The organism is Streptomyces sp. NPDC051173, from assembly GCF_040689515.1.
Taxonomy (GTDB): domain Bacteria; phylum Actinomycetota; class Actinomycetes; order Streptomycetales; family Streptomycetaceae; genus Streptomyces.
On the sequence record NZ_JBFBBD010000012.1, the window covers coordinates 17816 to 44486 of the forward strand.

Annotated in this window: 26 protein-coding genes and 1 pseudogene; 14 read left to right on the forward strand and 13 right to left on the reverse strand. The window is 72.3% G+C overall.

The window, feature by feature from the left end:
* Positions 1-102: 102 nt before the first annotated feature.
* Positions 103-606, forward strand: coding sequence for an LURP-one-related family protein (locus AB0435_RS10050; protein ID WP_366426637.1), 504 nt, complete (start codon positions 103-105; stop codon positions 604-606).
* Positions 607-617: 11 nt separating this feature from the next.
* On the opposite strand, the gene AB0435_RS10055 is transcribed toward AB0435_RS10050, so the two are convergent.
* Positions 618-1166, reverse strand: coding sequence for a TetR/AcrR family transcriptional regulator (locus AB0435_RS10055; protein WP_366007630.1), 549 nt, complete (start codon positions 1164-1166; stop codon positions 618-620).
* 213 nt (positions 1167-1379) lie between these two features.
* Between AB0435_RS10055 and AB0435_RS10060 the strand changes: the two genes are divergently transcribed.
* Both AB0435_RS10060 and AB0435_RS10065 read left to right on the forward strand, forming a co-directional pair.
* Entirely contained in the window at positions 1380-2597 is a 1218-nt protein-coding gene (locus tag AB0435_RS10060) for a cytochrome P450 (protein ID WP_366426638.1), read from the forward strand.
* A 23-nt stretch (positions 2598-2620) separates the two neighbouring features.
* On the forward strand, positions 2621-2812 hold the full coding sequence (locus AB0435_RS10065) for a ferredoxin (RefSeq protein WP_366007628.1): 192 nt from the start codon (positions 2621-2623) through the stop codon (positions 2810-2812).
* Positions 2813-2864: 52 nt separating this feature from the next.
* Here AB0435_RS10065 and AB0435_RS10070 read toward each other — a convergent pair whose 3' ends face one another.
* Positions 2865-3344 (reverse strand): DUF6314 family protein, encoded by a 480-nt coding sequence (locus AB0435_RS10070; RefSeq protein WP_366007627.1) that lies wholly within the window; start codon positions 3342-3344, stop codon positions 2865-2867.
* Positions 3345-3873: 529 nt separating this feature from the next.
* On the opposite strand from AB0435_RS10070, the gene AB0435_RS10075 reads away from it, so the two are divergent.
* Entirely contained in the window at positions 3874-5556 is a 1683-nt protein-coding gene (locus AB0435_RS10075) for an enoyl-CoA hydratase-related protein (RefSeq protein ID WP_366004615.1), read from the forward strand.
* Between the two features lie 230 nt (positions 5557-5786).
* Here the strand turns inward: AB0435_RS10075 and AB0435_RS10080 are convergent, their stop codons facing one another.
* The 6 genes from AB0435_RS10080 to AB0435_RS10105 all read right to left on the reverse strand — a co-directional run bounded on the left by AB0435_RS10080 (position 5787) and on the right by AB0435_RS10105 (position 11857).
* On the reverse strand, positions 5787-6431 hold the full coding sequence (locus AB0435_RS10080; RefSeq protein ID WP_366004616.1) for a DUF4360 domain-containing protein: 645 nt from the start codon (positions 6429-6431) through the stop codon (positions 5787-5789).
* Positions 6432-6564: 133 nt separating this feature from the next.
* Positions 6565-7221 (reverse strand): DUF4360 domain-containing protein, encoded by a 657-nt coding sequence (locus AB0435_RS10085; protein ID WP_366004617.1) that lies wholly within the window; start codon positions 7219-7221, stop codon positions 6565-6567.
* A gap of 143 nt (positions 7222-7364) precedes the next feature.
* Positions 7365-8954 (reverse strand): hypothetical protein, encoded by a 1590-nt coding sequence (locus AB0435_RS10090; protein ID WP_366426639.1) that lies wholly within the window; start codon positions 8952-8954, stop codon positions 7365-7367.
* A gap of 185 nt (positions 8955-9139) precedes the next feature.
* Positions 9140-9490 carry a hypothetical protein gene (locus AB0435_RS10095; protein ID WP_366004619.1) on the reverse strand — a complete coding sequence of 117 codons (351 nt, stop codon included), beginning with the start codon at positions 9488-9490 and terminating at the stop codon, positions 9140-9142.
* Between the two features lie 107 nt (positions 9491-9597).
* Positions 9598-10116: a hypothetical protein gene (locus AB0435_RS10100; RefSeq protein ID WP_366004620.1), complete on the reverse strand. Its 519-nt coding sequence runs from the start codon at positions 10114-10116 to the stop codon at positions 9598-9600.
* Between the two features lie 454 nt (positions 10117-10570).
* Positions 10571-11857 carry a CAP domain-containing protein gene (locus AB0435_RS10105; protein ID WP_366426640.1) on the reverse strand — a complete coding sequence of 429 codons (1287 nt, stop codon included), beginning with the start codon at positions 11855-11857 and terminating at the stop codon, positions 10571-10573.
* 149 nt (positions 11858-12006) lie between these two features.
* Between AB0435_RS10105 and AB0435_RS10110 the strand changes: the two genes are divergently transcribed.
* Positions 12007-12834: a methyltransferase domain-containing protein gene (locus AB0435_RS10110; RefSeq protein WP_366426641.1), complete on the forward strand. Its 828-nt coding sequence runs from the start codon at positions 12007-12009 to the stop codon at positions 12832-12834.
* Between the two features lie 242 nt (positions 12835-13076).
* Here the strand turns inward: AB0435_RS10110 and aceE are convergent, their stop codons facing one another.
* Both aceE and AB0435_RS10120 read right to left on the reverse strand, forming a co-directional pair.
* On the reverse strand, positions 13077-15740 hold the full coding sequence (gene aceE, locus AB0435_RS10115; protein ID WP_366004623.1) for a pyruvate dehydrogenase (acetyl-transferring), homodimeric type: 2664 nt from the start codon (positions 15738-15740) through the stop codon (positions 13077-13079).
* Positions 15741-16022: 282 nt separating this feature from the next.
* On the reverse strand, positions 16023-16496 hold the full coding sequence (locus tag AB0435_RS10120) for a hypothetical protein (RefSeq protein ID WP_366004624.1): 474 nt from the start codon (positions 16494-16496) through the stop codon (positions 16023-16025).
* A 46-nt stretch (positions 16497-16542) separates the two neighbouring features.
* On the opposite strand from AB0435_RS10120, the gene AB0435_RS10125 reads away from it, so the two are divergent.
* The 5 genes from AB0435_RS10125 to AB0435_RS10145 all read left to right on the forward strand — a co-directional run bounded on the left by AB0435_RS10125 (position 16543) and on the right by AB0435_RS10145 (position 19855).
* Entirely contained in the window at positions 16543-17352 is an 810-nt protein-coding gene (locus tag AB0435_RS10125) for an aminotransferase class I/II-fold pyridoxal phosphate-dependent enzyme (protein WP_366426642.1), read from the forward strand.
* A complete protein-coding gene (locus tag AB0435_RS10130; RefSeq protein ID WP_366004626.1) occupies positions 17342-17845 on the forward strand; it encodes a DUF6190 family protein in 504 nt (167 codons plus the stop codon). Before AB0435_RS10125 ends, AB0435_RS10130 begins: the two co-directional genes overlap by 11 nt.
* Positions 17832-18656 carry a dihydrodipicolinate synthase family protein gene (locus AB0435_RS10135; protein WP_366004627.1) on the forward strand — a complete coding sequence of 275 codons (825 nt, stop codon included), beginning with the start codon at positions 17832-17834 and terminating at the stop codon, positions 18654-18656. Before AB0435_RS10130 ends, AB0435_RS10135 begins: the two co-directional genes overlap by 14 nt.
* Before the next feature lie 92 nt (positions 18657-18748).
* Complete coding sequence (locus tag AB0435_RS10140; protein WP_366426643.1) at positions 18749-19579, forward strand: iron-containing redox enzyme family protein; 831 nt, start codon at positions 18749-18751, stop codon at positions 19577-19579.
* Positions 19580-19855, forward strand: coding sequence for a Rieske 2Fe-2S domain-containing protein (locus AB0435_RS10145; RefSeq protein WP_366004629.1), 276 nt, complete (start codon positions 19580-19582; stop codon positions 19853-19855).
* Positions 19856-19951: 96 nt separating this feature from the next.
* Here AB0435_RS10145 and AB0435_RS10150 read toward each other — a convergent pair whose 3' ends face one another.
* The 3 genes and pseudogenes from AB0435_RS10150 to AB0435_RS10160 all read right to left on the reverse strand — a co-directional run bounded on the left by AB0435_RS10150 (position 19952) and on the right by AB0435_RS10160 (position 21395).
* Complete coding sequence (locus tag AB0435_RS10150; RefSeq protein WP_366004630.1) at positions 19952-20221, reverse strand: DUF1876 domain-containing protein; 270 nt, start codon at positions 20219-20221, stop codon at positions 19952-19954.
* A gap of 72 nt (positions 20222-20293) precedes the next feature.
* A pseudogene (locus AB0435_RS10155) lies at positions 20294-20923 on the reverse strand (phosphoribosyltransferase family protein); the annotation flags it as partial.
* Between the two features lie 61 nt (positions 20924-20984).
* Positions 20985-21395, reverse strand: coding sequence for an HIT family protein (locus tag AB0435_RS10160; RefSeq protein ID WP_366004631.1), 411 nt, complete (start codon positions 21393-21395; stop codon positions 20985-20987).
* 53 nt (positions 21396-21448) lie between these two features.
* Between AB0435_RS10160 and AB0435_RS10165 the strand changes: the two genes are divergently transcribed.
* From AB0435_RS10165 to AB0435_RS10180, 4 genes are all read left to right on the forward strand, one after another.
* Positions 21449-22213 carry a DUF72 domain-containing protein gene (locus AB0435_RS10165; protein WP_366004632.1) on the forward strand — a complete coding sequence of 255 codons (765 nt, stop codon included), beginning with the start codon at positions 21449-21451 and terminating at the stop codon, positions 22211-22213.
* A 117-nt stretch (positions 22214-22330) separates the two neighbouring features.
* Positions 22331-23752 carry a serine/threonine-protein kinase gene (locus AB0435_RS10170; protein WP_366004633.1) on the forward strand — a complete coding sequence of 474 codons (1422 nt, stop codon included), beginning with the start codon at positions 22331-22333 and terminating at the stop codon, positions 23750-23752.
* Positions 23753-23856: 104 nt separating this feature from the next.
* Positions 23857-25290 (forward strand): DUF6777 domain-containing protein, encoded by a 1434-nt coding sequence (locus tag AB0435_RS10175; protein ID WP_366426644.1) that lies wholly within the window; start codon positions 23857-23859, stop codon positions 25288-25290.
* A 70-nt stretch (positions 25291-25360) separates the two neighbouring features.
* On the forward strand, positions 25361-26662 hold the full coding sequence (locus tag AB0435_RS10180) for a TerD family protein (protein ID WP_366004635.1): 1302 nt from the start codon (positions 25361-25363) through the stop codon (positions 26660-26662).
* Positions 26663-26671: the final 9 nt, after the last annotated feature.

Genomic DNA, 26671 nt, shown 5'->3' on the forward strand with positions numbered 1-26671 from the left:
CTCGGCGCGAAGGTCGGCTGGCCGACCGGCGGCACCGATCACTACGCTCTGTGGCGGCACAGCGCCAACGGCCTGGCGGACATGACGTGGACGGGGGTTTCCATGCGCTACCTGGTACGCGATCGCGTGCTGGCCTTTCATGAAGAAGCCTGGATCGAGACCGAACACCGCGAGAAGATCTACAAGGTCAACAGGAAACTGCTCCGGCTGCGCACCACCTTCACCTTCGTGGACACCCGGGGCAGGGAGGCGGCCAGCATCGTCAAGAAGGCGTTCACCCTCCACCACACCATCCTGGTCAAGCGGGACGGCTGGCTGGACGCCCGGATCAGCAAGCGGGCGTTCTCCCTCTTCGGGGACCGCTTCAAGGTGACGCTGCACGACGGGCGGCGGCTGCGGATCGTCGGCAGCTTCTGGGACCGGGAGTTCGACATCCAGCACGAGGGCACCACGCTCGCGCACGTCTCCCGGCGCTGGTTCAGCATGCGGGACGCCTACGCGGTCGACGTGCTGGACCCCGAGGACGAAATACTGATGATCATCCTCGCGGTGTGCGTGGACCACACCCTCCAGGACCGCAAGCGGGAACAACTCGCCCACCGCTGAGGCGGATCGGCCTACTCGGCGTCGCGGACGGCACCGCCCGCCGGTGCCGGGCTCAGGATCAGCGGCAGATACACGTCGTCGACGATCTCCGTGATGGTGCGGTCGTCCACGGGCGCGCCGTACAGCAGGAATTCGTTGCGCAGCAGGTCCGTCGCGACCGTGGCCCGCCGGGACTCCAGGATCCAGGGCTCGGTCTCGCCGCGCTCCACGGCCCGCTCCAGGATGGCGCGGATCAGCGGGCCGCCGGTGTGGAGCCGCTCGCGGACGATCCTGGCGAATTCGGGGTCGTTCCTCATCTCGGCGAGCAGGCCGCGCAGGATGCTGCCGTAGGGGCTGGCCATCTGCGTGGCCATCTGCCGCAGCAGGCCGAGCACATCGGTGCGCAGCGCGCCGGTGTCGGGGAGTTCGACGTCGATGAGGGTGCGCAGCTTGCAGGCGTCCAGGACCAGTTCGGCCCGGCAGGACCAGCGGCGGTAGAGGACGGCCTTGCTCGTGCGGGCGCGGGAGGCCACCCGGTCCATGGTCAGCGCGGCGTACCCCACCTCGCCGAGTTCTTCCAACGCCGCCGTCAGGACGGCCTTTTCCAGTTCGGCGCCGCGCCGACGAGGGCCTTTGCGGTGGTCGACGGCCGGTTCGAGGGCTTGGCCGACGTTCGGTGACAGCGTGGACTCCCGAGAGCTTGTCGAGCGGTCATTGCGTTCCTTGTGGGGACACCTTAGCCTCTTATTAGAGAACTGACCGTTCTTTAAATGTCAGAGAGCTCGAGGGGATCGATGACCGAGACTGCGATGCTCAAGACCGAAGACACCCCCGCCTTTCCCGACAACCGCACCTGTCCGTACCACCTGCCCGACTCGTACGCCGGCTGGCGGGACGAGCCGGGACCGCTGCGCAGGGTGACCCTCTACGACGGCAGCCAGGCATGGCTGGTGACCAAGCACGAGGCCGCGCGGAAGCTGCTGGCCGACCCCCGGCTGTCCTCCGACCGGACCCGCGCCGGCTTCCCCGCCACCTCGTCGCGCGTCGCGACCTTCCGGAACAACCGCCCGGCGTTCATCGCCCTGGACCCTCCGGAGCACGGCGCCCGGCGGCGCATGACGATCAGCGAGTTCACAGTGAAGCGCATCAAGGGCATGCGCGCGGACGTCGAGCGGATCGTGCACGGCTTCATCCACGAACTGCTCGCCGCGGGCCCGCCCGCCGACCTGGTCAGCCGGTTCGCGCTGCCGGTGCCCTCCATGGTGATCTGCCGACTGCTCGGCGTGCCCTACGCCGACCACGACTTCTTCCAGGACGCCAGCAGGCGGCTGGTGCAGGCGACGGACCCCGCGGTCGCCGTCGCCGCGCGCAAGGAATTCGATCGCTACCTGGACGGGCTGATCACCGAGCTCCAGACCCGGCCCGGCCCGGGCCTGCTCAGCAGCCTCGTCACCCAACAGCTGGCCAACGGGGAACTCGACCGCGAGGAACTGATCTCCACCGCACTGCTGTTGCTCGTCGCCGGCCACGAGACCACCGCCTCCATGACCTCGTTCGGCGTGATCACCCTGCTGGACCACCCGGACCAGCTCGCCGCCCTGCGCGCCGACCCCGGCCTCGTTCCCGGCGCGGTCGAGGAACTGCTGCGCTACCTCGCCATCGCCGACCTCGCGGGCGCCCGTATCGCGACGGCCGACATCGAGGTCGACGGGCAGCTCATCCGGGCCGGGGACGGCGTGATAGTCGCCAACTCCATCGCCAACCGCGACGGTTCGGTCTTCGCGGACCCGGACACCTTCGACGTGCACCGCTTGGCCCGCCACCACATCGCCTTCGGCTACGGAGTGCACCAGTGCCTCGGCCAGAACCTGGCCCGCCTGGAACTCGAAGTGATCATCACGGCGCTGTTCGACCGTATCCCGACGCTGCGCCTGGCCGTCCCGGTCGACCGGCTGACACTGCGGCCGGGCACGACGATCCAGGGCGTCAACGAACTCCCGGTCACCTGGTGACCGAGGCGACGAAAGGAGCGACCGTGCGCGTGAGTGCCGACCGTACCGTCTGTATCGGCGCCGGCCTGTGTGCGCTGACCGCGCCCGATGTCTTCGACCAGGACGACGACGGCCTCGTCACGGTGCTGGACGCCGACCCCGGCGCCGACAAGCGGCCTGCCGCGCGCCAGGCCGGCGGCCTCTGTCCGTCCGGCGCCGTCCGGATCACCGAATAGAACCACGGCCGGGACCCGGTCCGGCCTTCGCCGGCCGGGTCCCGGCCGCCCGCTACCGCTCCTGCCGCCGGTAGACCGAGCGCAGGAGCTGGTCCTTGGCCGGTCCGGCGGTGTGCCAGCGCACGTGCCATTCGCCGGGCGAGACGACGGTGAAGGTGCCGTCGTAGAGATCCTGGCCGCACGGGTGGCGGGTGGTCCAGGACCCGCCGCGCAGGTCCAGGTCGTGGAAGAACCGCCCGTCGGCGAAGGCCACTTCGGCGGTGCCGTCGGCCCGGGGGAACAGCTTGAGCGTCCGGCCCGCGCGGTTGACCGTGCCGTTCCAGCTCAGCTCGCCGTCCTCGACATGCAGCAGGGACGCGTCCTCGAGCCGCCGGAACTCGGCCGTGCCGCGGAACACCCCGCAGGAGCCGGTCCGCAGATCGACGAGGGTGCGGTCGACAATCCACCAGCCGGCCAGATAGGCCGCGGCGTCCTGGACGGGCAGCGTGTCCGGCGAACCGGACGGCGGGGGAGCGGGGGCGAGGGAACTCACCCCCTCAGTATGACGAGCGCCGCCGCGATGGCGAGCACCGCCGTGCGGGTGTGGGGCCTCTAGGGCCTGTCCGGCGGGTCTTGTGGTCGGTTCTGCGGGTGGTCGTCGTCCGCACCACCGCTGCGCGGCGGTGTCCTCAAGCTCCCCCAGCTAACGCTGGGAGGTGCCCCCAACGGGCTGGATGCGGCTGATCTGGGTGAGCAATCCAGCCCGTCCGGCGATTGAGGACACTCCCCCAGACTCCGTCCGGGGGGACCCCCAAGGGCGTTCCCGCCGCTGGGGGCACCGCTGGGGGCACCCCCGGACGGAGTCTGGGGGAGGTAGCTGGGGGAGGCAACGGGCCCGCAGACTGGCAAAGATCCGCCGGACACGGCCTAGTGGCGGGCTCGGGCGTGTGGGTGACATAACGGAGCGTTCCGGACACGTCTCGACGGTGGTGGGGTGAGCGGGCGTAAGGATCACCGATGGCGGGCCGCCGACGAGGGCGTCCGCCGCTTCCGCTCGACGCCAGACCCGTCCGGAGGTCGTCATGGACATCCTGCTGCTCACCGACGCGTTCGGCGGCCTCACCCAGCGCGTCTACGCCGAGCTGGGTGATCACGGGCACGCGGTGGTGGTGGAGCAGGTGCCGCACCGGGCGGACGTGAGCGGGATCGTGGGGCGGCACCGCCCGGAGCTGATCCTCGCGCCGGCGCTCACGGCGGTGATCCCGCGCGAGGTGTGGTCCGCGTACCCCTGCCTCGTGGTGCACCCCGGCCCGGCCGGCGACCGCGGCCCGTCCTCCCTGGACCGGGCGGTGCAGGACGGGGCGCGGGAGTGGGGCGTCACGGTCTTCCAGGCCGACGCGGAGATGGGCGCCGGTGGCATCTGGGCGTCGGCCACCTGCCAGGTCCCGCCGGTGGCCAAGAGTGATCTCTGCCGCAACGAGATCGCCGACGCCGCGCTCGAAGCGGTCCTGCTGGCCGTCGAGCGCTTCGCCACCGGAACGTACCGCCCCGTCCCACAGGAGCCCGCGGCGCTCGCGCGCCCGTACTTCCGGCAGGAGCTGCGGAGCGTCGACTGGGAGAGCGACCTCACCGAGACCGTGCTGCGCAAGCTGCGCGCCGCGGACTCGAGCCCTGGCGTGCTGGACACCCTGCTCGGCGAGCAGTGGTACCTCCACGGCGGCCACTTCGAGGACAGGCTGACCGGCCGCCCGGGCGAGCTGCTGGCCACCCGGGCCGGCGCCGTCTGCCGGGCGACCGCCGACGGCGCGGTGTGGATCCCGCAGCTGCGGCGCCGCCGCGGCCCGGACGAGCCGCCGGGGTTCAAGCTGCCCGCGACGCTGGCCCTGGGGAACCGGCTGCCGCGCCTGCCCGAGGCGACGGCCCCGCTCGACCTGGGGGACGACCGCCGCACCTGGACCGACATCCGCTACCGTGAGGAGGGGACGGTCGGCTTCCTGCGGTTCTCCTTCCCCGGCGGCGCGATGAGCACGACGCAGTGCCGCCGGCTGCTCGCCGCCTATCGTTACGCGCGCTCCCGCCCGGTCTCCGTGCTGGTGCTCGGCGGCGGCCGGGACTTCTTCTCCAACGGGATCCACCTGAACGTCATCGAGGCGGCCGCGGACCCGGCGGAGGAGACCTGGGCCAACATCAACGCCATGGACGACCTGGTCCACGCCGTTCTGACCACCACCGACCGGCTGGTGGTCGCCGCGCCGGGCGGCAACGCCGCGGCGGGCGGGGTGATGCTGGCCCTGGCCGCGGACGAGGTGTGGTGCCGGGCCGGCGCCGTGCTCAATCCGCACTACCGGCTGATGGGGCTGTACGGCTCCGAGTTCTGGACGTACTCCCTGCCGCGCCGCGTCGGCGCAGGTACGGCCGAGCGGCTCATGGACGACGCCCTGCCCGTCAGCGCCGTGACCGCGGAACGGATCGGGCTGGCGGACCGCGTCATCGACGCCGCCCCCGGGGAGTTCGGCAAGAAGGTGGCCGCCCTGGCCGCGCACCTGGCCGGAACGCCCGCGGCCCAGGCCCGGATCGCGGCGAAGAAGGCCGGACGCGAGCAGGACGAGGCGCGCAAGCCGCTGGCCGCGTACCGGGAGGAGGAACTGGCCCGGATGCGCGCCGTCCTCCACGACCGGGCCGCGCCCTACCACGCGCGGCGCCGCGCCTTCGTGCGCAAGGAGCCGGCCGGGGCCAGGGCCCGCACGGTGGCTGTGACGCGCTGAGGGATTTGCCCGCTTCAGGCCACCGTCACCGGGCCGCCCCGTGGCCGGTTTTCACCTGTGCGCCCACTGCTCGCGCGAGTACGTGGACCGGGGCCGGCGGAGGTCGTGAAGCGTCGGGGAACGCCGCGGGAAGGACCGGAGGCCGGGAGCGGCTGTGCGCCGTCACCACCGGCCTCCATGAGCTGTGTTAGGGGGAACAACTGCCCCTTATCCGGAGCCTGTTGGCTGTGCTAGGGGCACTTCTTCCAGGCGAAGTGGTAGAGCGTGTTGATGTTGCCGTCCGTCGAGTCCATCGCCAGGAGGCTGGTCGTCCTGGTGGGGTCGGAGGTCCCGGCGTCCACGCGCAGCTCGGTGTTGATGTTGAAATACCGTATGGCTCCGCAAGGCGCGTAGATCAGGGCGTCGATGTCGGTGGTGTCGGAGGTCTGCCAGTCGTCGTTGAGCGGACCGGAGAACGGGTGGTTCATGAACGCCGTCTGCGACATGCCCTGGAAGTAGTAGTTGGCCCGCTCCAGGCCCGTGGCGCCGGGTTCGAGGCGGGCGTAGCCGCGGTAGTCGGCCTGGGCGACGGCGTAGGTGAAGCCCTGGGGGACGTGGACGTTGAGGCCGAGCTGGCAGTTCTTGCGGGCGTCGGTCGGCTTGGCGCCGACGCCGGCCTGGGCGACGTAGTTGCTGTAGGAAACGGTGAAGGCGGTGTTGTCCGGCGAGACCGCGACGTTGGCCGTATTGGCCGGACAGCCCGATCCGTTGACGGACACCACATCGATCACGATCTTGTCCGGCGGGGGCACCCCGTCCAGCGCCGCCGCGCGCGGCGTGAAGGACGTGGCGAGCAGTGCCGCGGCCGCACCACACATCATCACCGGTCTGATCACGGAAGACCCCTTCCCTTGCCTTGGGAGTGCCCTGGAGTCGGGCGGAGACGTGCCGCGCACCCGGTGCCGGGCCGGCGGCAGGTGGGTCTCCGCCGGCCCGGCCCGGGATCACTTCATGAGCCGGGGCGTGCGATCAGGGGCATTGCTTCCAGGCGAAGTGGTAGAGCGTGTTGACGCTGCCGTCGGTCGAGTCCATCGCCATGTAGCTGGTGGTCGTCGACGGGTCCGACGTCCCGGCGCCCACCCGCAGCTCGGTGTTGACGTTGAGGATCCGCGAGGCGCCGCACGGGGCGTAGACGAGGGAGCTCGAGTCCGTGACGTCGGTCGTCTGCCAGTCGTCGTCCGCGGGGCCGGCGAAGCGGTGGCTCACGGAGGTCGTGTTCGACATGCCCTGGAAGTAGTAGCTGGCCTTCTCCAGCCCGGTGGCGCCCGACTCCAGGTGGGCGAAGCCGCGGTAGTCGGCCTGGGCGATCGCGTAGGTGAAGCCCTGGGGGACGTGGACGTTGAGGCCGAGCTGGCAGTTCTTGCGGCCGTCCGTCGGCTTGGCGCCGACACCGACCTGGGCCAGGTAGTTGCTGTACGAGACGGTGAAGGCCGAGTTGTCGGACGCGACCGCCACGGCGGCTGTACCGGCGGGGCAGCCCGAGCCGTTGACCGTCACCACGTCGATCACGACCTTGTCGGGCGGCGGCACCCGGTCGGCGGCCGACGACGGTGTGAACGACGCGGCCACGAGTGCCACCGCCGCCCCACCGATCACCACTGGTCTGATTGCCGATGGTTTGAACATGGAGACCTCCCACTGCTGCACGGACCCCCCTCGGGGACGCCCATGCCACCACCGGGGGTGGGGCGTGTACAGGTCAAGTTGAGCCGTCCCTGGAACGGCAACCGACCCTCCGCTTCCCTCGCCCCGGCGCGGGTGATCCGCCGTCAGCCGCCGTCCGCCCTCGCCTCCAGCGCGGCGAGCCGCTGCCGCAGCTCGCCGACCACGCCGGCCGTCCCGGCGGCGCGGCGAGCGGGACGCGGACCGGTGCGCGTCGCCAGGAGCGCGATCTCCAGGTCCCTGCCGATCCGGTCCAACTCCCGCTCCGCCGACCGCCGCAGGGACCCGGTCTCCCGGCGCACGGCCGCCGGGGCGCCGGTCACGAGCACGCTGAAGCGCTCCCGCACGGCTGCCCGGCCGTACGCGGCGGCGCGGCCGATCTGCACCTCGGTCTGGCGGTGGTGGAGCACGCCACCGGCCGCGGCCCCCATCCCGGCACCGAGGAGGGTGCCAAGACCGCTGGTGAGGACGGCCCCGGCCGCCGCGCCGAGCGCGCCGCCCACCACCATCCGCGTGGGCACCCCGGACGGCTTCCCGCCCCGCGGCCTGCTGCCCGGGGCGGAGGCCGGGCCGTGCGCGGCGCCGTCGAGGGACACCGACGGCGGGGCGCCGACCGTGACGCCTTCCACGCCCTGCCGGGCGAACGCCCGCTCCAGTTCCTGGAACGCCTCCGTGGCCACGCGGTTGATCCGGGCGGCCCGGGCCCGCAGCCCGGGCGCCGTGGCAGCGGCCCAGCCTCCGGTGCCGCGGTCGAGATACCCGGCGACGAGACCCCGCGCCCGCCCCGGTTCGGACACCTCCTGGCGGTGCCGCTCCAGGAACCCGTCCAGCCGGCGCAGCAGATCCCCCTCCGCGGCCCGCAGCGAGGCCACGATCTCCCGCTCGGCCGCGGCCGTTTCGGCGTCCACGGCGTCGAGCACCTTCCGGCGCCCGCTCTCAAGTGCCGTACGGGCGCCGTCGGCGGACCGCCGGCGCGGATCCCCGCCGCGGGCGGGCCCGGCGAGCAGCCCGGCGGCGAGGTCGAGCAGGTGGACGACGCGGTCGTGGAGCAGCTGCGGCGGGACCGGCACCCGCGCGAGCAACCGCTCCTCCAGCGCCACCGCGTCGCGGACGAGCAGGCCGTGCAGCGGTTCGGGGAGGTCCGCGGGATCCTCGGTGCTCCACAGCAGACAGCCGAGCTCCGCCGGGCTCCGGCCGGTCCACTCCTCGTCGGGGCCGGCGTGCAGGACGCGCCGCATCCGCCGGGCCACCAGGGCGAGGTCGTCGTCCCCGGACAGCGTGTCGGCTCCCGTGAGGACGACCAGGACGGTGCCCGGCGGGCGGGCCGCGAGGGCGGCGGCCGCCGCGGCCGCCACGGGGCTCAGCAACTCGGCGCAGCCCAGCGCGAGGACGACGAGGTCCGCGCGCAGCGCCTCCGCGGGATCCGTGTGCAACGCCTCCAGCGGGAGCGTACGCGGCTCCAACTGCGGTAGCCGGGTGCGCAGATGCGCGGCTAGGGCGGTGCCGTCGGCCTTGGGCGAGGCGCACAGCAGGACCGTCCGGTCGCCCCGGCCCGGCAGCGCGGCGGCGGCCTCGGCCACGGCGGTCCAGCCGTGGCGCGCGGCGGCGCGGGCGGTGTCCTCGATGAGCGTCTCCAGGTCGGTGACGAGCGCGTGGTGCGTACGGTCCGCCGGACCAGGGGTGTCGGGATCGGCCATCACTGCTCCATCCGGGAGTGGGAGTCGGGTGTCGGGACCCGTGGCCGGGCGCGGCGCCGCGCGCCCGGGGCGGAAGCGTGACCGCCCGGGGCGCGCCGGGCCCGGAACGCGGTGCGGCCACGCGTGGTGGGCGTGCCGGTGCCAGGTGGTCCGGCCCCGCGCGGGCCGGCCTGTGGAGGGGTGGTTCAGGAGGTGCCCTGGCCGTCGCCGTCCAGTCCGCTCGGCGCGGCACCGTCCTGGGGGTCCGCCGTGGGGGAGGCGGCGCGGCGCAGGAGTCTGGTGACCTGACGCGACAGCTGGCCCATGGCCTGGGTGGCCGGCACCTTCTTCAGGGCGAAGATGGAGGCGACGGAGGTGACGGGCATTCCGCACAGCAGCACGCAGTAACCCGCGTCGCCCCGCTGCACCATCTGATATCCCACCCACAGATAGGCGAGGACCATGGTGCCGGAAAGGCATTGCCCGAGCGCCGTCGTGGCATTTCCCAGGATGACGTCGAGGCGCTGATTGCGGGCCTCCAAGTTGATGGACCGCATGGCGCGCCGTAAGTTTCTTGATTTCACATTTTCGAGATTCTTCACCAGCTCCATCAACTGGTCGACAGCGACCGTCGATCCGCCGGCATTTCCCCCGTTGTCCGTCATTAACGCGCCTCGCTCACGTCCACGTCCACGTCCGAGGCCAGCCGCCGAAGTGTACGGGCGATCAGATGGTCCTGGTTGGCCTGGTTCGTCACCTTGCCCACCAGGACGGCGATTTTGTGATGCCGGCCCAATTCCGTGTGCTTCTCGGCTGACTGCTCGGCGTCGGTGTACTCGCGGACGATGCCCGCGAGGATGGCGTTCGCCAGCTCCGGATCGTCCTGGCTGCGCCGCAGCAGCTGCTTCGCCTCGAGGTTGAGCACCTGCTCCTCGGCCATGCCGCGCAGGGCGGAGCAGAACATCGAGCGGGAGACCTGGAGTTCGTGCTCCCGCTGCTTGGCCAGCGCCCGGCGCAGCGCGGTGAAGAAGACCAGGATGGCCAGGGTGGCCCCCGCGGACACCGCCCAGACCCCGATCAGCGGCCATTCCGCGTGGCTCGCGAAGGCGAGCGTGCAGAAGGCCAGGGTCGACACCGCGGAAAGAAAGCTTCCCGCCACCGCGGCGATGCGCAGCCTGGTCAATTCCGGGTGTCTGGCGAGCTCCTCCTGCGGGCCCGTCGCAGCCGTCCCGGTTATCCGCCGGCCCTCTTCTTGCCGCAACGCGGATATGAGTGCCCCGGTGCCTTTGTCGAAGGGCCGTGGCCGCGTCACGCGGGGGGCTGAACGTGCCGGAAACGACCGGCCTGCCGGATCAATCAGGCTGCGCACGCCAACAGCGAATTCTTTTCCCCGCACGGCGCCCCCCTGAGGTATCTCAAGCGTACCCAACGTAGCAGATCGTCAACCGTTGGTGAAGCTGTGTCGAAAGATTTAGGGGGAACGGAAAAGGTGCGCGCCCGTGTGCTCCGTCAATCGCCGCGCCACGGGCCGGATTACTCGGTGGTAGAACGATCAAGTAGCTGTGAAAGAACGATTCTGTAGCGGAAATTCCGGCACCCTCGGACCCCTGTGCTAATCGCGGGAGTTGGGGGCCGATTCACCCGGACAGGCCGAACAGCTGCGTCCAGTAGGTACCCGCCCGGCCGCCGCCGACAAACCCGATGCCGATGTGGGTGAAGCCCGGATCGAGGATATTGGCCCGGTGCCCCGGGCTGTCCATCCAGCCCCGGACGACCTCGGCGGGGGAGCGCTGGCCGCACGCGATGTTCTCGCCGATGCCCCGGTGGGCGCACCCCGCGGCGGCGGCCCGGTCCCAAGGGCGGCTCCCCTCCGGCGAGATGTGCGCGTAGAAGTCGCGCGCGACCATGTCCGCGGAGTGTGCCTGTGCCGCCGCGCCCAGGAGCAGGTCGTCGGCCAGCGGCGGCAGACCCGCCGAGGCCCGCTCGGCGTTGGTGAGCGCGACGACCTCGGCGGCCGTCCGCGCCAGGCCCGCTGTGCTGAACGGGCTGGCCCACAGGGCCGTCCAATAGGTGGTGCTGGAGCGGGAGTCCACGGCGTGGGCCAGGCCCACCGCGGTGAGCGTGGGATCCCTGAGCGGGCGCCCGGCGTCCGCCTCGCCGAGGCAGTATTCCAGGAACTCCGCGGGCGTGCGGGGGCCGGAGACCAGTTGCTCGGCGATCCCCAGATAGGCGTAGCCGTTGCCGGTGACGCGCTGGAAGACGGAGAGGCCGTCGGCCCCCTCGGCGCCGAGGTGCCCCTGGGCCGCCATCGCCGCCGCGTGGCTCCGCGCGGCGGCCGTGAGCCTCGGGTCCACGGTCACCGGCGGAGCGCCGCTGCGCGCCCGCCCCGAACCCACCAGTGCAGCAAGGGGATCGGAGTCGGCCCCCGCTGTGCTCCCGTCGCTCTCGTCCAGCACGTCGACACCGAAGTCGCGGGCGATCCCGGCCAGCCCGTCCGCGTAGCCCTGACCGAGCGCGCGCAGCTTCCACCCGCCTCCCCGGCGGTAGATCTCCGCGAGCAGCAGGACGGTCTCGCGCGTGGGGCGCGGCGGTGTGAAGCGGGCGAGCACGCTCTGGCCGCCGCCCGTCACCGACAGGCCGGGCGCGGGCAGCCGGCCGAGCGGGGTGCCGGGCGTCGCCGGACTGACGACGAGCGTGACCCGGCTCGCTCCCGGCCGCAGCCGCGCGGGGTCCACGGTGAGGCCACCGTCGTGCAGCCGGGCACCCGGGGCGGACGGCTGGTTGTAGAAGACGAAGTCGCCGTCCCCCGTGACCTTCCCGGTGTCGTCGGTGATGAGGGCGGAGAGGTCGAAGGGCCCGGAAACACGGAGGGACACCGGGCCGTGGGGAAGCGGGGTGTTGCCGCCGGGTATCAACTGGGTCATCGCCGCACCTGTGTCCTCGTCGTCCTGGGAAACCGCTGGAAGAACGGCTCGTGAGGCGGCGCGGGTTCCCGCGGCGGGCGCCGTGCCGTCCGCATCACCGTGTCCCGGGCCGTGAACCCCGGCCGGGTGCCGCCTACTAATCTGACGTCATGGCTGATGACCTGATCGCGAACGACCCGGAGTCCTGGCGGCGGCGACGGCGGCACGTCTTCGGTGAGGCCGCCGAGACGTACGACGCGTCGCGCCCCGGCTACCCCGACCGCCTCGTCACCGACGTCGTCGAGTTCGCGGCCTTGGACGGTGCCCCCGCCCTGGAGGTCGGCGCGGGCACCGGCAAGGCCACGCTCGCCTTCGCCGCGCGGGGCATACCGCTCACCTGCGTCGAGCCCGACCCCCGGATGGCCGACGTGCTGGCCGGTCACTGCGCGGGATCCGACCGGGTCTCCGTCGAGGTGGGCGACTTCGAGACCTGGCGCCCGGCCGCCGCGTACGGGCTCCTGTACTCCGCGCAGGCGTGGCACTGGATCGATCCCGAGACGCGGTGGGCACGGGCGCGTGCCGCGCTGCGTCCGGGCGGGGCCCTCGCGCTGTTCTGGAACGACTGGACCGTCGCCGGGGACGGCGTCGAGGAGGAGCTGGCCGCGGCCCACGACCGGCACCTCGCGGACGTGCTGCCCGACTCCTTCCCCGTGCTGCGGCCGAGGTCGACCGTGGAGGGCGCGGCGTCGTGGGTCCACCAGGAGCTGGCCGCCGACGGCGGTTTCACCGATGTCGAGTACCGGCGGTACGACTCCGTCCATGAGCGCACCGCGCGCGGGCTGGTCGAGCTGCTCGCCTCGCACTCCGCGTACCGGGTGCTGCCTGAGGACGTGCGGGAGGCGCTGTTCGCCGACGTGGAGCGGGTGATCCGGGCGCAGGGGGGAACCGCGCGCCTGGAGACCACCACGGGGCTCTTCCTGGCCAGGACGGCGCGCTGAGACGACTCTCAGCGCCGGGCGTCCAGGATCGCCGACTCCACCGCCGTCAAGCGGTCCGCCAGGACACCCGGCGCCGCGACCGCCCGCGTGACCGGGTCGTCCTCGGGCCCGCCGAGGCGCAGCCCCCGGACGTGGGCGGCCCTGATCTCCGCCCACCGCCGCGCCTGCTCCGTCCCGCGGCCTCGCGTCAGAAGGCCCCGCCCGGTCGGTCACCGGGCGGGGCCTGAATCGCGAGGCGTGGGTCAGCCTTCCAGGCCGTACCGGCGCGCGGCCTCCCGGACCGTCTCCGCCTTGACCTCGCCCCGGCGGGCCAGCGCGGCGAGCGCCGCGACCGCCACCGACTGCGGGTCCACACCGAAGTGGCGGCGGGCCGCCTCGCGGGTGTCGGAGAGACCGAAGCCGTCCGTGCCGATGGACGTCCAGTCCTGCTCGACCCAGGGGGCGATCTGGTCGGGAACCGCCCGCATCCAGTCGCTGACGGCGAGGACCGGACCCGGCGCGCCGCGCAGTGCCTGGGTCACGTATGGGACCCGGTCCTCGCCCTTGAGCTGCGCCGCGTCACAGGACAGGGCGTCGCGGCGCAGCTCGGTCCAGGAGGGAGCGGACCACACGTCGGCGGCCACACCCCAGTCGTCGGCCAGCAGCCGCTGGGCGTCCAGGGCCCAGTGGACGGCCGTGCCGGAGGCCAGCAGTTGGAGGCGCGGGGCCTCGGCCGGGGCCCCGGCGGCCTCCTTGAAGCGGTAGAGACCCTTGAGGATGCCCTCCTCCACGCCCTCGGGCATGGCCGGCTGGACCTTGGTCTCGTTGTAGACCGTCAGGTAGTAGAAGACGTTCTCTGCGTCGGGGCCGTACATCCGGCGCAGGCCCTCCCGGACGATGACCGCGATCTCGTACGCGAACGCCGGGTCGTAGGAGACCGCCGCCGGGTTGGTGGAGGCGATCAGGTGCGAGTGGCCGTCGGCGTGCTGGAGGCCCTCGCCCGTCATCGTCGTGCGCCCGGCGGTGGCACCGATGACGAAGCCGCGGCCCAACTGGTCGGCCAGCGCCCAGAACTGATCGGCCGTCCGCTGCCAGCCGAACATCGAGTAGAAGATGTAGAACGGGATCATCGGCTCGCCGTGCGTGGCGTACGACGTGGCGGCCGCCGTGAAGTCGGCCAGCGAACCCGCCTCGGTGATGCCCTCGTTGAGGATCTGACCGTCCTTGGCCTCCTTGTAGTAAAGGAGCTGGTCGCGGTCGACGGGGTCGTAGGTCTGGCCGACCGGGGAGTAGAGCCCGGCCGAGGGGAAGAGCGACTCCATGCCGAAGGTGCGGGCCTCGTCGGGCACGACGGGCACCCAGCGCGGGCCCGTCTCCTTGTCCCGCATGAGGTCCTTGACCAGCCGGACGAACGCCATGGTGGTGGCGATCTCCTGGCGGCCGGAGCCCTTGTGGAGGGCCTCGAAGGGCTTCGCGGAGGGCTCGGGCAGCGGCTTGGCGACGACCTTGCGGGCCGGGGCCGGGCCGCCGAGCGCCGCGCGCCGCTCGCGCAGATAGCGCACCTCGGGGGAGTTCTCGCCGGGGTGGGCGTACGGCATCAGCTCGCTGTCCAGCGCGCTGTCGGGGATGGGGAGGCCGAGCAGATCCCGCATCGCCCGGAACTCCTTCCCCGTGAGCTTCTTCATCTGGTGGTTGGCGTTGCGCGACTCGAAGCCCGGACCGAGGGTGTAGCCCTTGACGGTCTGCACGAGGACGACGGTCGGCGCGCCCCGGTGCTCGACGGCGGCGCGGTAGGCGGCGTACACCTTGCGCGGCTCGTGGCCCGCGCGGGAGGTGCGGAAGAGTTCGAGGAGCTCGGCGTCCGCGAGGCCGGCGCCGATCGTGTGCAGGGGGGAGCCGGGGCCCTCGGAGCCGAAGAAGTGCTCGCGGAGGTAGGCCGGGTCCACGGTGGCGTACGTCTGGAACTGGGCGTCCGGGACCTCGCGCAGGCGCTTCAGCAGCGCGCCCTCGGTGTCCTTCGCGAAGAGCTTGTCCCAGGCGCTGCCCCACAGCGACTTGACGACGTTCCACCCGGCGGCGCGGAACTGGGCCTCCAGCTCCTGCACGATCTTGAAGTTGGGGCGGACCGGGCCGTCGAGGCGCTGGAGGTTGCAGTTGATGACGAAGGTGAGGTTGTCCAGCCGCTCGCGGCCCGCGAGGGCGAGGGCGGCGGTCGACTCCGGCTCGTCCATCTCGCCGTCGCCGAGGAAGGCCCAGACGTGCGACCGGGAGGTGTCCTTGATGCCGCGGTGCTCCAGATAGCGGTTGAACCGCGCCTGGTAGATGGCGGAGAGCGGGCCCAGGCCCATGGAGACGGTGGGGAACTCCCACAGCCAGGGCAGCCGGCGCGGGTGCGGGTAGGAGGGCAGCCCGTCGCCGCCGGCCTCCTGCCGGAACCGGTCGAGCTGACCCTCCGTCAGGCGGCCTTCCAGGAAGGCGCGCGCGTAGATGCCGGGGGAGGCGTGGCCCTGGATGTAGAGCTGGTCGCCGGAGCCGTCCGTCTCCTTGCCCCGGAAGAAGTGCTGGAAGCCGGTCTCGTAGAGCCAGGCGGCCGAGGCGAAGGTCGCCATGTGGCCGCCGAGGCCCGCGCGCTGGTTGCCGCGGGTGACCATGGCGGCCGCGTTCCAGCGGTTCCACGCGGTGATCCGGGCCTCAATCTCCTCGTCGCCCGGGTAGGCGGGCTCGGCGGAGGTCGGAATGGTGTTGAGGTAAGGGGTCTCCAGGAGCGGAGGGAGCTCCAGCCCGGTCCGCTCGGCGTGTTCGGCCATACGGCGCAGCAGGTACGCCGTCCGGTTGGCTCCCCCGAACCGGGTGGCGGAGTCCAGGGACTCGCGCCACTCGGCGACCTCTGACGGGTCCTTGTCGGGCAGTTGGTCGAGCTGGGACACGGGCGATCCTCTTTCACGATCCCGGGTGGGGACCGGGGGCGCCGCGTGCTGCCGTGGTGCCCCCGGCGTGGTGACGCGCGACCAGGCATGCGGGTGGACCGGCCGCCGGGGCCCGCCAGGTGAGCCCCCGTTGGAACTGCTGATTCCGTGTAGCGGAACCATCTTTCCGTCCGACTCACGCTAGGAGCGTCAAGTTGCTGTAGTCAACATCTACCCACCGGTAATGAACGATGATCGATCATTTTTCCCCGCAGGCCCGCCCGGGCCGTTCTGACCTGTGAGTCAGTCGGCCGCCCGCTCCAGGATCGCCTCGTAAACGCCCCGGTCATTGGCCGTTACCTCGGGAAAGCCCGTTCCGTATGCGCCGTGCCAGCGCGCCGCGACCCCGGGATTGGCGTGATCTGATCCATCCGGGAGGTAGAAGTGCGGGCTGCACATGACGCCGTGTTCCTTCGCGCAGAGGAAGTCGCGCGCGATGAGCGCGCGGGCCCGGCCCTCGGCCAGCCCCTCGGCGATGGGCCGCGGATCGACCCCTTCCGTCTCCTTGGCGACGGCCAGCACCACCGCGTACGCCCCGATCGACCGGCTCTCCGCCCAGAAGGCGCGGCGCAACGCCAGATCCAGCCGCTCGGACGCCTCCAGGCTCTGCTCCTTCGCGAGCTGCACCGCCTCCAGGGCCGGCAGCGAGGTGGAGGGGAACTTCCAGTCGGGGGCGCGCCACAGCTGCCAGCCCGCCTCCGGCTCGATGTGGGCCACGCCGCCCACCTCGGAGTCCGTGCCGGGCCGGGGGCTCGGGCCGTTGTTGAACATCTCCAGCGGGAAGGCGCGGTGGTTCAGCCGGACGCGGTCCTCCAGTCCCAGCCGCCGCATCTACGAGCGGCTTGCCGCCTCCGTCACCACCGACGCGCTCTTCCTCGTCGACCCCAACAACCCCACCGGGTTCAGCCTGCTCTCCCACGGCCGCAAGGGCTTCGAGGAGGTCGTCCGCTACTGCGTCGACCACGACAAGCTCTTCATCGTCGACCTCTGCTTCGCGGCCTTCGCCCTCGCCGACCCCCGCTTCGGCCGCTTCGACCTCTACGAACTGCTCGACACCTCCGGCGTCCGCTACATCGCGCTGGAGGACACCGGCAAGACATGGCCGCTCCAGGACGCCAAGTGCGCCCTGCTCACCTGCAGCCGCGACCTCTACGAGGACGTCTACAACATCCACACCAGTGTGCTGCTCGACGTCTCGCCTTTCATCCTCAACTTCCTCGCCCGCTATGTGGAGGACTCCATCGAGGACGGCATGGCGTCGGTCCGCGACGTGATCACCCGCAACCGGGAGACCGCGCAGAAGGCCCTCGCGGGCAGCCTCCTGGAGCACATCGAACCGGCCGTCAACGTCAGCGTGGCCTGGTTCCGCATCCAGGACGGGACCGTCAGGGCGACCGACCTCCAGCGCCACCTGGCGCAGCACGAGGTGTACGTGCTCCCCGGCACCTACTTCTTCTGGAACGAGCCCGAGCGCGGCGAGTCCTACGTCCGGCTGGCACTGGCCCGCGACCCCGGCGAGTTCCTCGCCTCGGTGACGCGCCTGCGCGAGGCGGTGGACGGCTATGGCGCCTGAGCTGTACGTGGATGCGTCCCTCTTCATGGGGATGCACAGCACCGACCCGTCCGTACGGGCGGCCTGCACGGCCTTCTTCGCCTCCCACCTGGACCGGCCCGTCGTGATGACCTACGAGGAAGTGGGCCGCTGCGACGACTTCGTGTGGCACGCGCCGCGTGAGGTGCAGGACGACTACTACCCCTTCATGGACGTCCTGCACTCCCTGATGCCGATCGCCCGGCGCGCCTACACGGACGCCGACTTGGCCGCCGCCGCGGCCCTCCCCGTGGAGGCCTCCGGACTGCGGGTGCGCGACCGGCTGCTGCTCGCCTCGGTCGTCGCCACCGGCGGCCGGCTGGTCACCGTCAATCCTCGGCTCACCGCGCTGAGCGGATTCGGACCCTCCGTGCGGGAGCCCGAACCGGCCACGGAGCGCGGCGTCTTCCCCGCCGGGCTCGACGAGCTCTACGAGCGGTCCCTGGTCCTGGAGGCCGACCATGCCGAGCTCTGACGGAGCCGCGGCGGTCGAGCGGCTGAAGGGCCTGCGCGGCACGCTCGTGCCCCTCGTCACCCCGGTCGACGAGCGGCGCCGGGTGTGCCCGGCGAGCGTCGGGAGGCTGGTGCGGTCCCTGCGCGGGGACGTCACCGGTCTCGTGCCGGCCCTGAGCACCGGCGAGGGCTGGACGCTCTCGGCCGAGCAGTGGACCGACATGGTGCGGCTGACCGTCGAGCACGCGGACGGCCTCCCCGTCCTCGCCGGAGCGGCGCTCGGTGACGTCGACGGCATCCTGGCCCGTGCCCGGCTGGCGGCGGACCTCGGAGCCGACGCGGTCGTCGTGCCCCCGCCGTTCCCCGGAGCCGACGGCGAACGCCGGGGGCTCGTCGGCCACTTCGCCGAAATCCTCGACGGCAGCCCGCTGCCGGTGTTCGTCTACCACGAGCACGTGGAATCCAAGGCGCCCCTCGACATCGACGCGCTGCGGAAGGTCTGCGACCTGCCCGGCGTCGTCGGCGTCAAGGACTCCAGCGGCTCGGCCGAATTCACCCGGCAGCTGCTGGACAACGCCGCGGGAGTGCCCGTCTTCCAGGGCTGGGAGCACCTGCTCACCCAGGTGCCCGGTGTGCAGGGCTTCGTCGGGCCGCTGGCCAACCTCGAACCCTCGGTCTGCGCCGCCGCGCTCGCGCAGGGCGGCGAGGAGGCGCAGGCCCGCGTCGACGCGCTGTCCGAGCGCCTCCGGCTGCTGACGGACGACTGGTATCTGCACGTCAAGGCGGAACTGGTCCGCCGGGGCGTCATCGGCACCGCGCTGGCCGTCAGCTGACCGCACGCGCCGGCACGGACGCGCCGCCTCCGCGTGCGCCCGTGCCGGCGCCCATCCGAATCCGTGAATCCGTGATCCGCCGGGAGCCTTCCGTGACCACCACGATCCGTACGGCCGGCAGCCGCCTCTTCGTACTCAACCGTTCCATACCCACCCCCGATGAACTGCGCGAACTGCACGACCTGGAGGAGCGGCTGATCGTCGGCCGCGCCCGGGAGATCGAGGCGGCCGCCCCGGAGATGGCCGACCGCGCGGCCCTGGGCCGGCAGATGAAGGCCCTGCTCGACGCGGAGAAGGCCGACGTGCCCGAGTTCGAGCGCGTCATGGCCGAGGACCTCGACCGCGAGCAGTTCAAGGAGGTCGTCGCGCAGTTCGCCGTGGACGGCCTGACCGAGTCGGAGTCCTTCCTGCCCATCGTCTGGCGGCTCCCGAAGAAGGCCAAGATGGCGGTCTTCCGGGTGCTCGTCGACGAATTCGGCTGCGGGAACCTCGACCAGGCGCACTTCAACATCTACCGCGACCTGATGACCGAACTCGACATGTCGCTGGAGGTCGGCGACTACCTCGACCGCACCAACGAGGAGACGTTCGCCTACGTCAACACCTTCTTCTGGGCGGCCGCCCGGGCACCGCGCCCGGAGTATTTCCTGGGCGCGCTGTGCTATCTGGAATCCAGCATCCTCTACGCGTTCCAGTGCTTCGCCGACGCCGCCACCAGGCTGGGCCTGAGCGGTGCCCGCTACTACACCGAGCACCTGCACATCGACAACTTCCACGCCAAGGAACTCCAGGTCGCCATCAGGGAGTTCGACGCCGAGGCGGACCTGCACCCGGCCAAGGTGTGGACGGGGTTCAAGCTCGCCAGTGACGTCATCGGCGGTGCCACCGAGGCGGCCGTCGCCTCAGCGCTGAAGGCGGGCTGAATGCCGGACACGACAGGACCGGTCTCGGTCGAGCAGATCGGCGAGGACCGCATCCGGATCCGCATCGGTGACCGGGAATTCGAATCCGACTCCCTGTGCCCGCACCGCAAGGGATTCCTCGCCCACGGCTATGTCAACGCCGCCCGGCTGCGGATCACCTGCCCCCTGCACCACTCGAGCTTCTCCCTGGAGACCGGCGAGGCCGTCACCGGCCCCACCCGCACCCCGCTGTGCGTACGGGAGACCACCGCGCAGTCACCGGAGCCGGTGAACTGACGGCCACTGACGGCTGCTGACGGCTCGTACGGCTCGGTCCGTACCGGCCGTGCGGAAGCACGCACGTGTGTTTCCGCACGGCCGGAACACGGCCCGTCAGTGCGTCAGATGCGCGGTCTCATGGGTGAGTTCCTCGATGTCGACCCCGGCCTTCTCCAGCAGCTGCTCGGCGAGGCCGTACAGCGCACGGGCCGCCGCGACCTCCTCGCCGACCCGTTGCTGGTTCGGGTCGTCCGGATTCCGGTTGGTGACACCGTGCGCCGTGAAATCCGTGCCGTCGCGCATACGCAGCCGCGCGGCCGCCTGTGTCAGCGGCCCCGCCTCACGGAATTCCAGATCGATGGTGCACTCGACGATCGTCTCCATGGCAATCACACCTCCAGCGATTCACGGTCCGGCGTCGTCCCGGCCACCACCGCCGGGGCCGGTCGGCGCCGTGCTGCTGTGCCGCAGCAGATCGACGACCTCCTCGTCCGATGTCTGGGAGAAGTCCTGATACCACTCGCCGACCGCGAAGAAGACGGCCGGCGTGGAAAGACAGATCAGTTCGTCCACCTCCGCGCGCAGCTCCTCGGCCGCGTCCGGCGGGCACACCGGCACCGCCAGCACCACCCGGGCCGCGTCGTGGGCCCGCGCCACCCGGCAGGCGGCCGCCGCGGTCGCGCCCGTCGCGACGCCGTCGTCGACCACGACCGCCGTGCGGCCCGCGAGCGGGATCCGTGCCCGTCCGGCGCGGAACCGGTCCGCCTGCCGGGCGAGTTCGGCCTCCTCGCGGCGCTGCACCTCCGCGAGGTCGTCCTCGGCCACCCGGCTCATCCGGACGATGCTGTCGTGGACGACCCGCACGCCGTCCTCGCCGATGGCACCGAACCCCAGCTCCGAGTGGCTCGGCACGCCGAGCTTGCGGACCAGGATCACATCCAGCGGGGCCGCCAGCGCCTCGGCCACCTCGAAGGCCACCGGAACGCCCCCGCGGGGCAGACCGAGCACGACCGTGCTCCCGCCCCGAAGGTGCCCCAGCCGCCCGGCGAGCCGCCGGCCGGCGTCCACGCGATCACGGAACCTCACGCTGGCCATGTATCCAATATGGACAGCTTCGCCCGGATAGTCCATGGCGGGCCCGGCGCCGTCAGGCGAGGGCCTCCCGGATCCGCGCCGCCACCCCCGCCGCCTCCTCCTGTGATGCGTAGCGGGTGCGTGGCCAGAAGAACCCCCGCAGTCCGTCCTTGCGGTTGCGCGGCACGACATGCACATGGAAATGCGGCACCGACTGGCTGACGCGGTTGTTGGCGGCGACGAACGACCCGGCGGCGCCCATGCCCCGCTCCACGGCCCCCGCCACCCGCTGCACCCGGGTGAAGAACGGCCCGACCTCCGCCACCGGCAGATCGGTGAACGTCTCGGCATGCCGCCTCGGCACGACCAGCACATGCCCGGGGAAGAGCGGCCGGGCGTCCAGGAAGGCCACCGCCGTGTCGTCCTCGAAGACCCGGTGGGCTTCCGACCCGCCTGCCGCGATGGCACAGAAAACACAGTCCACGACGTCGCACCTCGCTGGTGGCGGATCCGGTCTCCCCGGGCAAGGATCATGCCATGCCCCTGTTCGTCGGAACCTCGGGATGGCAGTACAAGGACTGGCGCGGTGACCTCTACCCCGCCGACGTGCCGCAACGGCTGTGGCTCGAGGAGTACGCCCGCCACTTCACCACCGTCGAGAACAACAACTCCTTCTACCGCCTGCCCACGGCGGCCACGTTCGCCGACTGGCGCGACCGCACACCCGACGGCTTCGTGATGGCGGTCAAGGCCAGCCGCTATCTGACCCACATCAAGCGGCTGCGCGAACCCGAGGAGCCGGTCGCCCGGCTGATGCGGAGCGCCGCCGGTCTGGGGGAGCGGCTCGGGCCCGTACTGCTCCAGCTGCCGCCCACCCTCCGCGCCGACCCCACCGCCCTGGACAGCACGCTCGCCTGCTTCCCCACCGGCACCCGCGTGGCCGTCGAACCCCGCCACGCGTCGTGGTGGACGGACGAGGTGCGGGCCGTGCTGGAGGCCCACGGCGCGGCCCTGTGCTGGGCGGACCACGACTCCCGGCCCGTGACGCCGCTGTGGCGGACCGCGGACTGGGGCTATGTGCGCTTCCACTGCGGCCGGGCCCGGCCCTGGCCGCGCTACGGGCACCAGGCACTCACCACCTGGACCTGCCGGATCGCCGACCACTGGCCCGACCGGGCCGATGTGTACGCCTACTTCAACAACGACCCCGGCGGAGCGGCCGTCCACGACGCCGCCGTCTTCGCCCGCGCCGCCACCGCGCACGGCCGCACCGTGACCCGGACGCCGGACCTCCACGGCTGAGCGCCACAGGAAGCCGTACCACCGGGAACGGGAACGCGGGCCGCGCCGTCAGAGCGGGTGTGGCCCGAACGCGCACGGCCCGGAACGCGCCGTCCGTACGGGGAGGGGGCGGACGGCATGGACGCGGAGCACGGACCTCCACTGCTCGCCGGGCGGTACCGGCTGATCGACCGGCTCGGCAGCGGCGGCATGGGAACCGTCTGGCGCGCCGTCGACGAACTGCTCGACCGGGAGGTCGCCGCGAAGGAGGTCCGGGCCCCCGAGCACCTGCGGGAGCAGGACGTACGGATCCTCTACGCCCGGCTCAAGCAGGAGGCCCGCGCCGCCGCCCGCGTCAGCCACCCGAACGTGATCACCGTGCACGACGTCGTGGAGCAGGACGGCCGCCCCTGGATCGTCATGGAGCTGGTGCGCGGCCGCTCCCTCGCGGACGTCCTCCAGCACGAGGGCGTGCTGCTGCCCAAGGAGGCCGCCAAGGTCGGCTCGATGGTGCTCCAGGCGCTGCGCAGCGCGCACTCCTCCGGGGTGCTGCACCGCGACGTCAAACCGGCGAACGTCCTGCTGGAACCCGGCGGCAGGGTCGTGCTCACCGACTTCGGCATCGCCCTCGTCGAGGGCTCGGGCACCCTGACCCGCACCGGTGACCTGGTCGGTTCCCCCGACTTCCTCGCCCCCGAGCGCGCGCTGGGACAGCGCCCCGGGGCGCCCTCCGACCTCTGGTCGCTCGGGGCGACCCTCTACGCGGCGATCGAGGGCGTCTCGCCCTTCCGGCGGGGCTCGCCGCTGAGCACGCTCCAGGCGGTGGTCCAGGACGACCCGCCGCCGCCCCGGCGCGCCGGGCCCCTCACCCCGCTGCTCGAGGGCCTGCTCCGCAAGGACCCACGGACCCGGATGGGCTCGGCGGAGGCCCAGCGGATGCTCGACGCCGTGGCCGCGGGGCACATGACCACACAGCCCGGCTGGACCGGCGCCGGGGGATACGTGCCCACCGAGCGGGCGGCGCCCGCCCCTCGGCCACCGCTTCCCCGGACGCCTCCGCCGTCACCCGCCCAGGGCGACGCGCCGGTCTCCACCTCGGGATCGGGCCCGGTCGTGCCGCTGTACAGCACCGGCCCGGGGCACTCCCCGGCCCCGGCCCCGGCACCACCACCGCCGTACGCGGGTGCGGCGAGCCGTCCGGCGGTGGGCGCTGGGTATCCGGCGGGCGGCGCCTACCCGGTGCTCGTCACGCCCCCGGACGGCCGGCGCCGGCTGTTCGCGCTGCTCCTCGGCTCGCTGCTGGCCCTGCTGCTCATCGGCGGCGGCACCGCCGCCGTGCTCGCCGCCAGGGGGCACGGGGAATCCGGCACGCAGAACCCGGCCGGGGTGTCGAGCTCGGCCTCCGACCCCGCGGGCGGCGGGGGACAGGAGAGCCCCGCCCCCGCCACGAGCCCGTCGGCCTACCCCTCGCCCGGCGTCACCCGGCCCACGACACCGTCGGGTGGCAGCACGGCCGGATCCTGCAACGGGGGGTGGCTGTCGACGTGCGGACCGGGGTGAGACTTCCCCATGCGCAGGACCACTTCATGCCGGCTATCGGGGGTGCAATTATGCGGCTGGTGTCAGATTCCATCGCGACTGTTCCGTCCAGGCGGACAAGGCACATGTCCGCCGCGCGAAGCGCGGCACTGCGGCGCCGCAGGATGCGCGCCGTCGCGCTGCTCACCGTGCCCGCGCTGCTCGGCGGCGTCGCCGTGACGGGGTGCACGACAGCACAGAAGAAGAAGGCCGCCGAGCTCACACTGGAGGCCGTGGGAACGTTGGGAGACCACCCGTTCCTGCGGAACCCCGGCACCGACCTCAAGGGCGTCAACTCCCCGACAGGCGGCGGCGGTACGAAGGCGGTGGACGCCCGCGGCGCCTTCGGCGGCACCCCCGGCGCCGTGCACTGCGACAAGGCGCTGCTGATCAAACAGATCACCCAGGACCCCGTCGAGGCCCAGGCGTGGGCCCAGGCGCGCGGCATCGACCAGAACGGCATCGCCGCGCACATCGAGGGCCTCACCGAGGTCGTCCTGCTCGACGACACCCTCGTCGAGAACCACGACTACCAGGGCGACGGGAGGACCAGGGCGTATCTGTCGGTGCTCCAGAAGGGCGTCGCCGTCCTCAACGACCCGTACACCGGCCCCGCGGTGAAGTGCAACTGCGGGAACCCGCTCGGGGAGCCCGACCACGACGTGGACCTCAAGGCGTCGACCTACGTGGGGACACGCTGGGAGACCTTCAGCGAGACCACGGTCACCGTCATCACGCCGCGGGCCCGGGACAAGGGACCGGTCAAGGAGGTTCCGCTGGTCGACCCCTTCGAGAACGACAAGGCATTCGACCGGGGAGCGGGCACGGACGGCAACCACGACTCCGCGACCTTCCACTGGAACCCGCCGCCCCGCCGCACGCCGTCCTCGCCGGGGCACACGCCGGGCGACGGACGGGGATCGTCGGGTACACCGGGTGATTCCGCCGGCGCGCGCACGCCGACGGGGTCCCGCACACCGGGCGACTCCACCGGCACGCGCACGCCCACGGACGCGCAGTCGCCCTCGCAGCCGACCGGATCACCGTCCGGCGTCACCGAACCGACCACCGCTCCACCGACGGGCGCGTCCCGGGCGCCTGCGACCAAGGCCCCGCCGACGGGAACCCGTACCGGCGCTCCACAGCCGACGGCCTCCGCGCAGGAGGCGGTCCCGACGAAGGCCCCGCCGACGGAGGACGCACGGCCGCCGACGACGGCCGAGCAGCCGACGAGGCATGCCAAGTCCCCGTCCGCAGGGGCCGAGGAGCCCTCCAGGGGCGTCAAGTCCCCGCCGCCGAAGGAGGATCTGCCCACGGCCGCCAGGACACCCCGCGCGGACGTCAGGACACCGCCCACGGCCGCCGGGCCCGTGCTGCCGACCTCCGAGGCGAAGCCGGAAGCGCCGCCTCACCATGAGACAGCGCACGCGACCGCACCCGCCGAGCCCCCGGCGGAACCCCGGCAGCCGGCCGGCACACACGCCACAGGCTCGTACGGGACGCATCAGGGGAACCGGTGAATCCGGTGAAAAACCGCGGTCAGGGTACGTTGGGTGCCGGAAACGACGGGACTGTTCAGAGGGGTGGAGCATGGGGATGCTCAAGGGCACCAACATCCGGATTCCGGCACCGGCCGTGCGGATCGAGCTGGGCTGGCGCACGGGCCCCGGCATACCGGACGTCGATGCCTCCGCTCTGCTCCTGACCACCGGCAGAGTCCGCTCGGACGCGGACTTCGTCTTCTACAACCAGGCCGTCCACCCCTCCGGCGCCGTCCGGCACGAAGGCAAGCGCCCCGTGGGCGACGCCGTGACCGACACCCTCACCGTCGACCTCGCCTCCGTCGAGCCCGCGATCGAGACCGTCGTGCTCGCCGCGTCCGCCGACGGAGGCACCTTCGGCCAGGTGCCCGGACTGCACATCCGCGTGCTCGACCAGGCCGACGGCACGGAACTGGCCCGGTTCGACAGCTCGGACGCCACCGTCGAGACCGCCTTCGTCCTCGGCGAGCTCTACCGCCGCCAGGGCGAGTGGAAGTTCCGGGCCGTCGGCCAGGGCTACGACACCGGTCTGGCCGGCCTCGCCACCGACTTCGGCATCTCCGTCGACGAACCCCGGCCGGCACCCCCGGCCCCGCCGGCACCGGCCGTCCCGTACGGACAGCCGGTGCCGCCCGCGCAGGCGCCCGTACCGCCGCCGGCGCCGCCCGTCGCCCCGCCGCCCGCGGCCCCGGCCCCCGCGCCCGTGCGCCTGACCAAGGTCACGCTCACCAAGGACAAGCCGACCGTCTCCCTCACCAAGCAGGGCGGCACCTCCGGCGCGCTGCGCGTCAACCTCAACTGGCAGATGCGCAAGCAGGCCAAGAGCGGCTGGCAGGCGAAGCTCGGCCAGGCCATGGCCATGGCCACGCAGGGCGACCTGGACCTCGACCTCGGGGCCCTGTACGAGCTCAACGACGGCCGCAAGGGCGTGGTCCAGGCGCTCGGCAACTCCTTCGGCTCGCTGCACCAGCCGCCGTACCTCCACCTCGACGGCGACGACCGCACCGGCGCCTCCGCGGCCGGTGAGAACCTGACCGTCAACCTCGACCACATCGCCGACTTCCGGCGCATCCTCATCTTCGTGACGATCTACGAGGGCGCCCGCAGCTTCGCCGGTCTGCACGCCACCGTCACCCTCCAGCCGCAGCACGGCGCACCCATCGACTTCTCGCTCGACGAGTGCACCGTGGCCTCCAACGTCTGCGCCCTCGCCCTGCTCACCAACAACGGCGGTGACCTTGTCGTCCAGCGCGAGGCCCGCTACCTCGTGCCGGACCGCGGCGTCAGCCCGCAGCGCACGCTCGACCGCGCCTACGGCTGGGGCATGAACTGGACACCCGGCCGCAAGTGACACCACGGC

Excerpts from the sequence above, each read along its gene's own strand:
- AB0435_RS10180 (WP_366004635.1), top strand. The coding sequence starts at position 25,361 with ATGGGGATGCTCAAGGGCACCAACATCCGGATTCCGGCACCGGCCGTG.
- AB0435_RS10145 (WP_366004629.1), top strand. The coding sequence starts at position 19,580 with ATGCCGGACACGACAGGACCGGTCTCGGTCGAGCAGATCGGCGAGGAC.
- AB0435_RS10075 (WP_366004615.1), top strand. The coding sequence starts at position 3,874 with ATGGACATCCTGCTGCTCACCGACGCGTTCGGCGGCCTCACCCAGCGC.
- AB0435_RS10105 (WP_366426640.1), bottom strand. The coding sequence starts at position 11,857 with ATGACCCAGTTGATACCCGGCGGCAACACCCCGCTTCCCCACGGCCCG.
- AB0435_RS10060 (WP_366426638.1), top strand. The coding sequence starts at position 1,380 with ATGACCGAGACTGCGATGCTCAAGACCGAAGACACCCCCGCCTTTCCC.
- AB0435_RS10170 (WP_366004633.1), top strand. The coding sequence starts at position 22,331 with ATGGACGCGGAGCACGGACCTCCACTGCTCGCCGGGCGGTACCGGCTG.
- AB0435_RS10050 (WP_366426637.1), top strand. The coding sequence starts at position 103 with ATGCGCTACCTGGTACGCGATCGCGTGCTGGCCTTTCATGAAGAAGCC.
- AB0435_RS10135 (WP_366004627.1), top strand. The coding sequence starts at position 17,832 with ATGCCGAGCTCTGACGGAGCCGCGGCGGTCGAGCGGCTGAAGGGCCTG.
- AB0435_RS10095 (WP_366004619.1), bottom strand. The coding sequence starts at position 9,490 with ATGCGGTCCATCAACTTGGAGGCCCGCAATCAGCGCCTCGACGTCATC.
- AB0435_RS10085 (WP_366004617.1), bottom strand. The coding sequence starts at position 7,221 with ATGTTCAAACCATCGGCAATCAGACCAGTGGTGATCGGTGGGGCGGCG.
- AB0435_RS10090 (WP_366426639.1), bottom strand. The coding sequence starts at position 8,954 with ATGGCCGATCCCGACACCCCTGGTCCGGCGGACCGTACGCACCACGCG.
- AB0435_RS10175 (WP_366426644.1), top strand. The coding sequence starts at position 23,857 with ATGTCCGCCGCGCGAAGCGCGGCACTGCGGCGCCGCAGGATGCGCGCC.
- AB0435_RS10110 (WP_366426641.1), top strand. The coding sequence starts at position 12,007 with ATGGCTGATGACCTGATCGCGAACGACCCGGAGTCCTGGCGGCGGCGA.
- AB0435_RS10165 (WP_366004632.1), top strand. The coding sequence starts at position 21,449 with ATGCCCCTGTTCGTCGGAACCTCGGGATGGCAGTACAAGGACTGGCGC.
- AB0435_RS10130 (WP_366004626.1), top strand. The coding sequence starts at position 17,342 with ATGGCGCCTGAGCTGTACGTGGATGCGTCCCTCTTCATGGGGATGCAC.
- AB0435_RS10150 (WP_366004630.1), bottom strand. The coding sequence starts at position 20,221 with ATGGAGACGATCGTCGAGTGCACCATCGATCTGGAATTCCGTGAGGCG.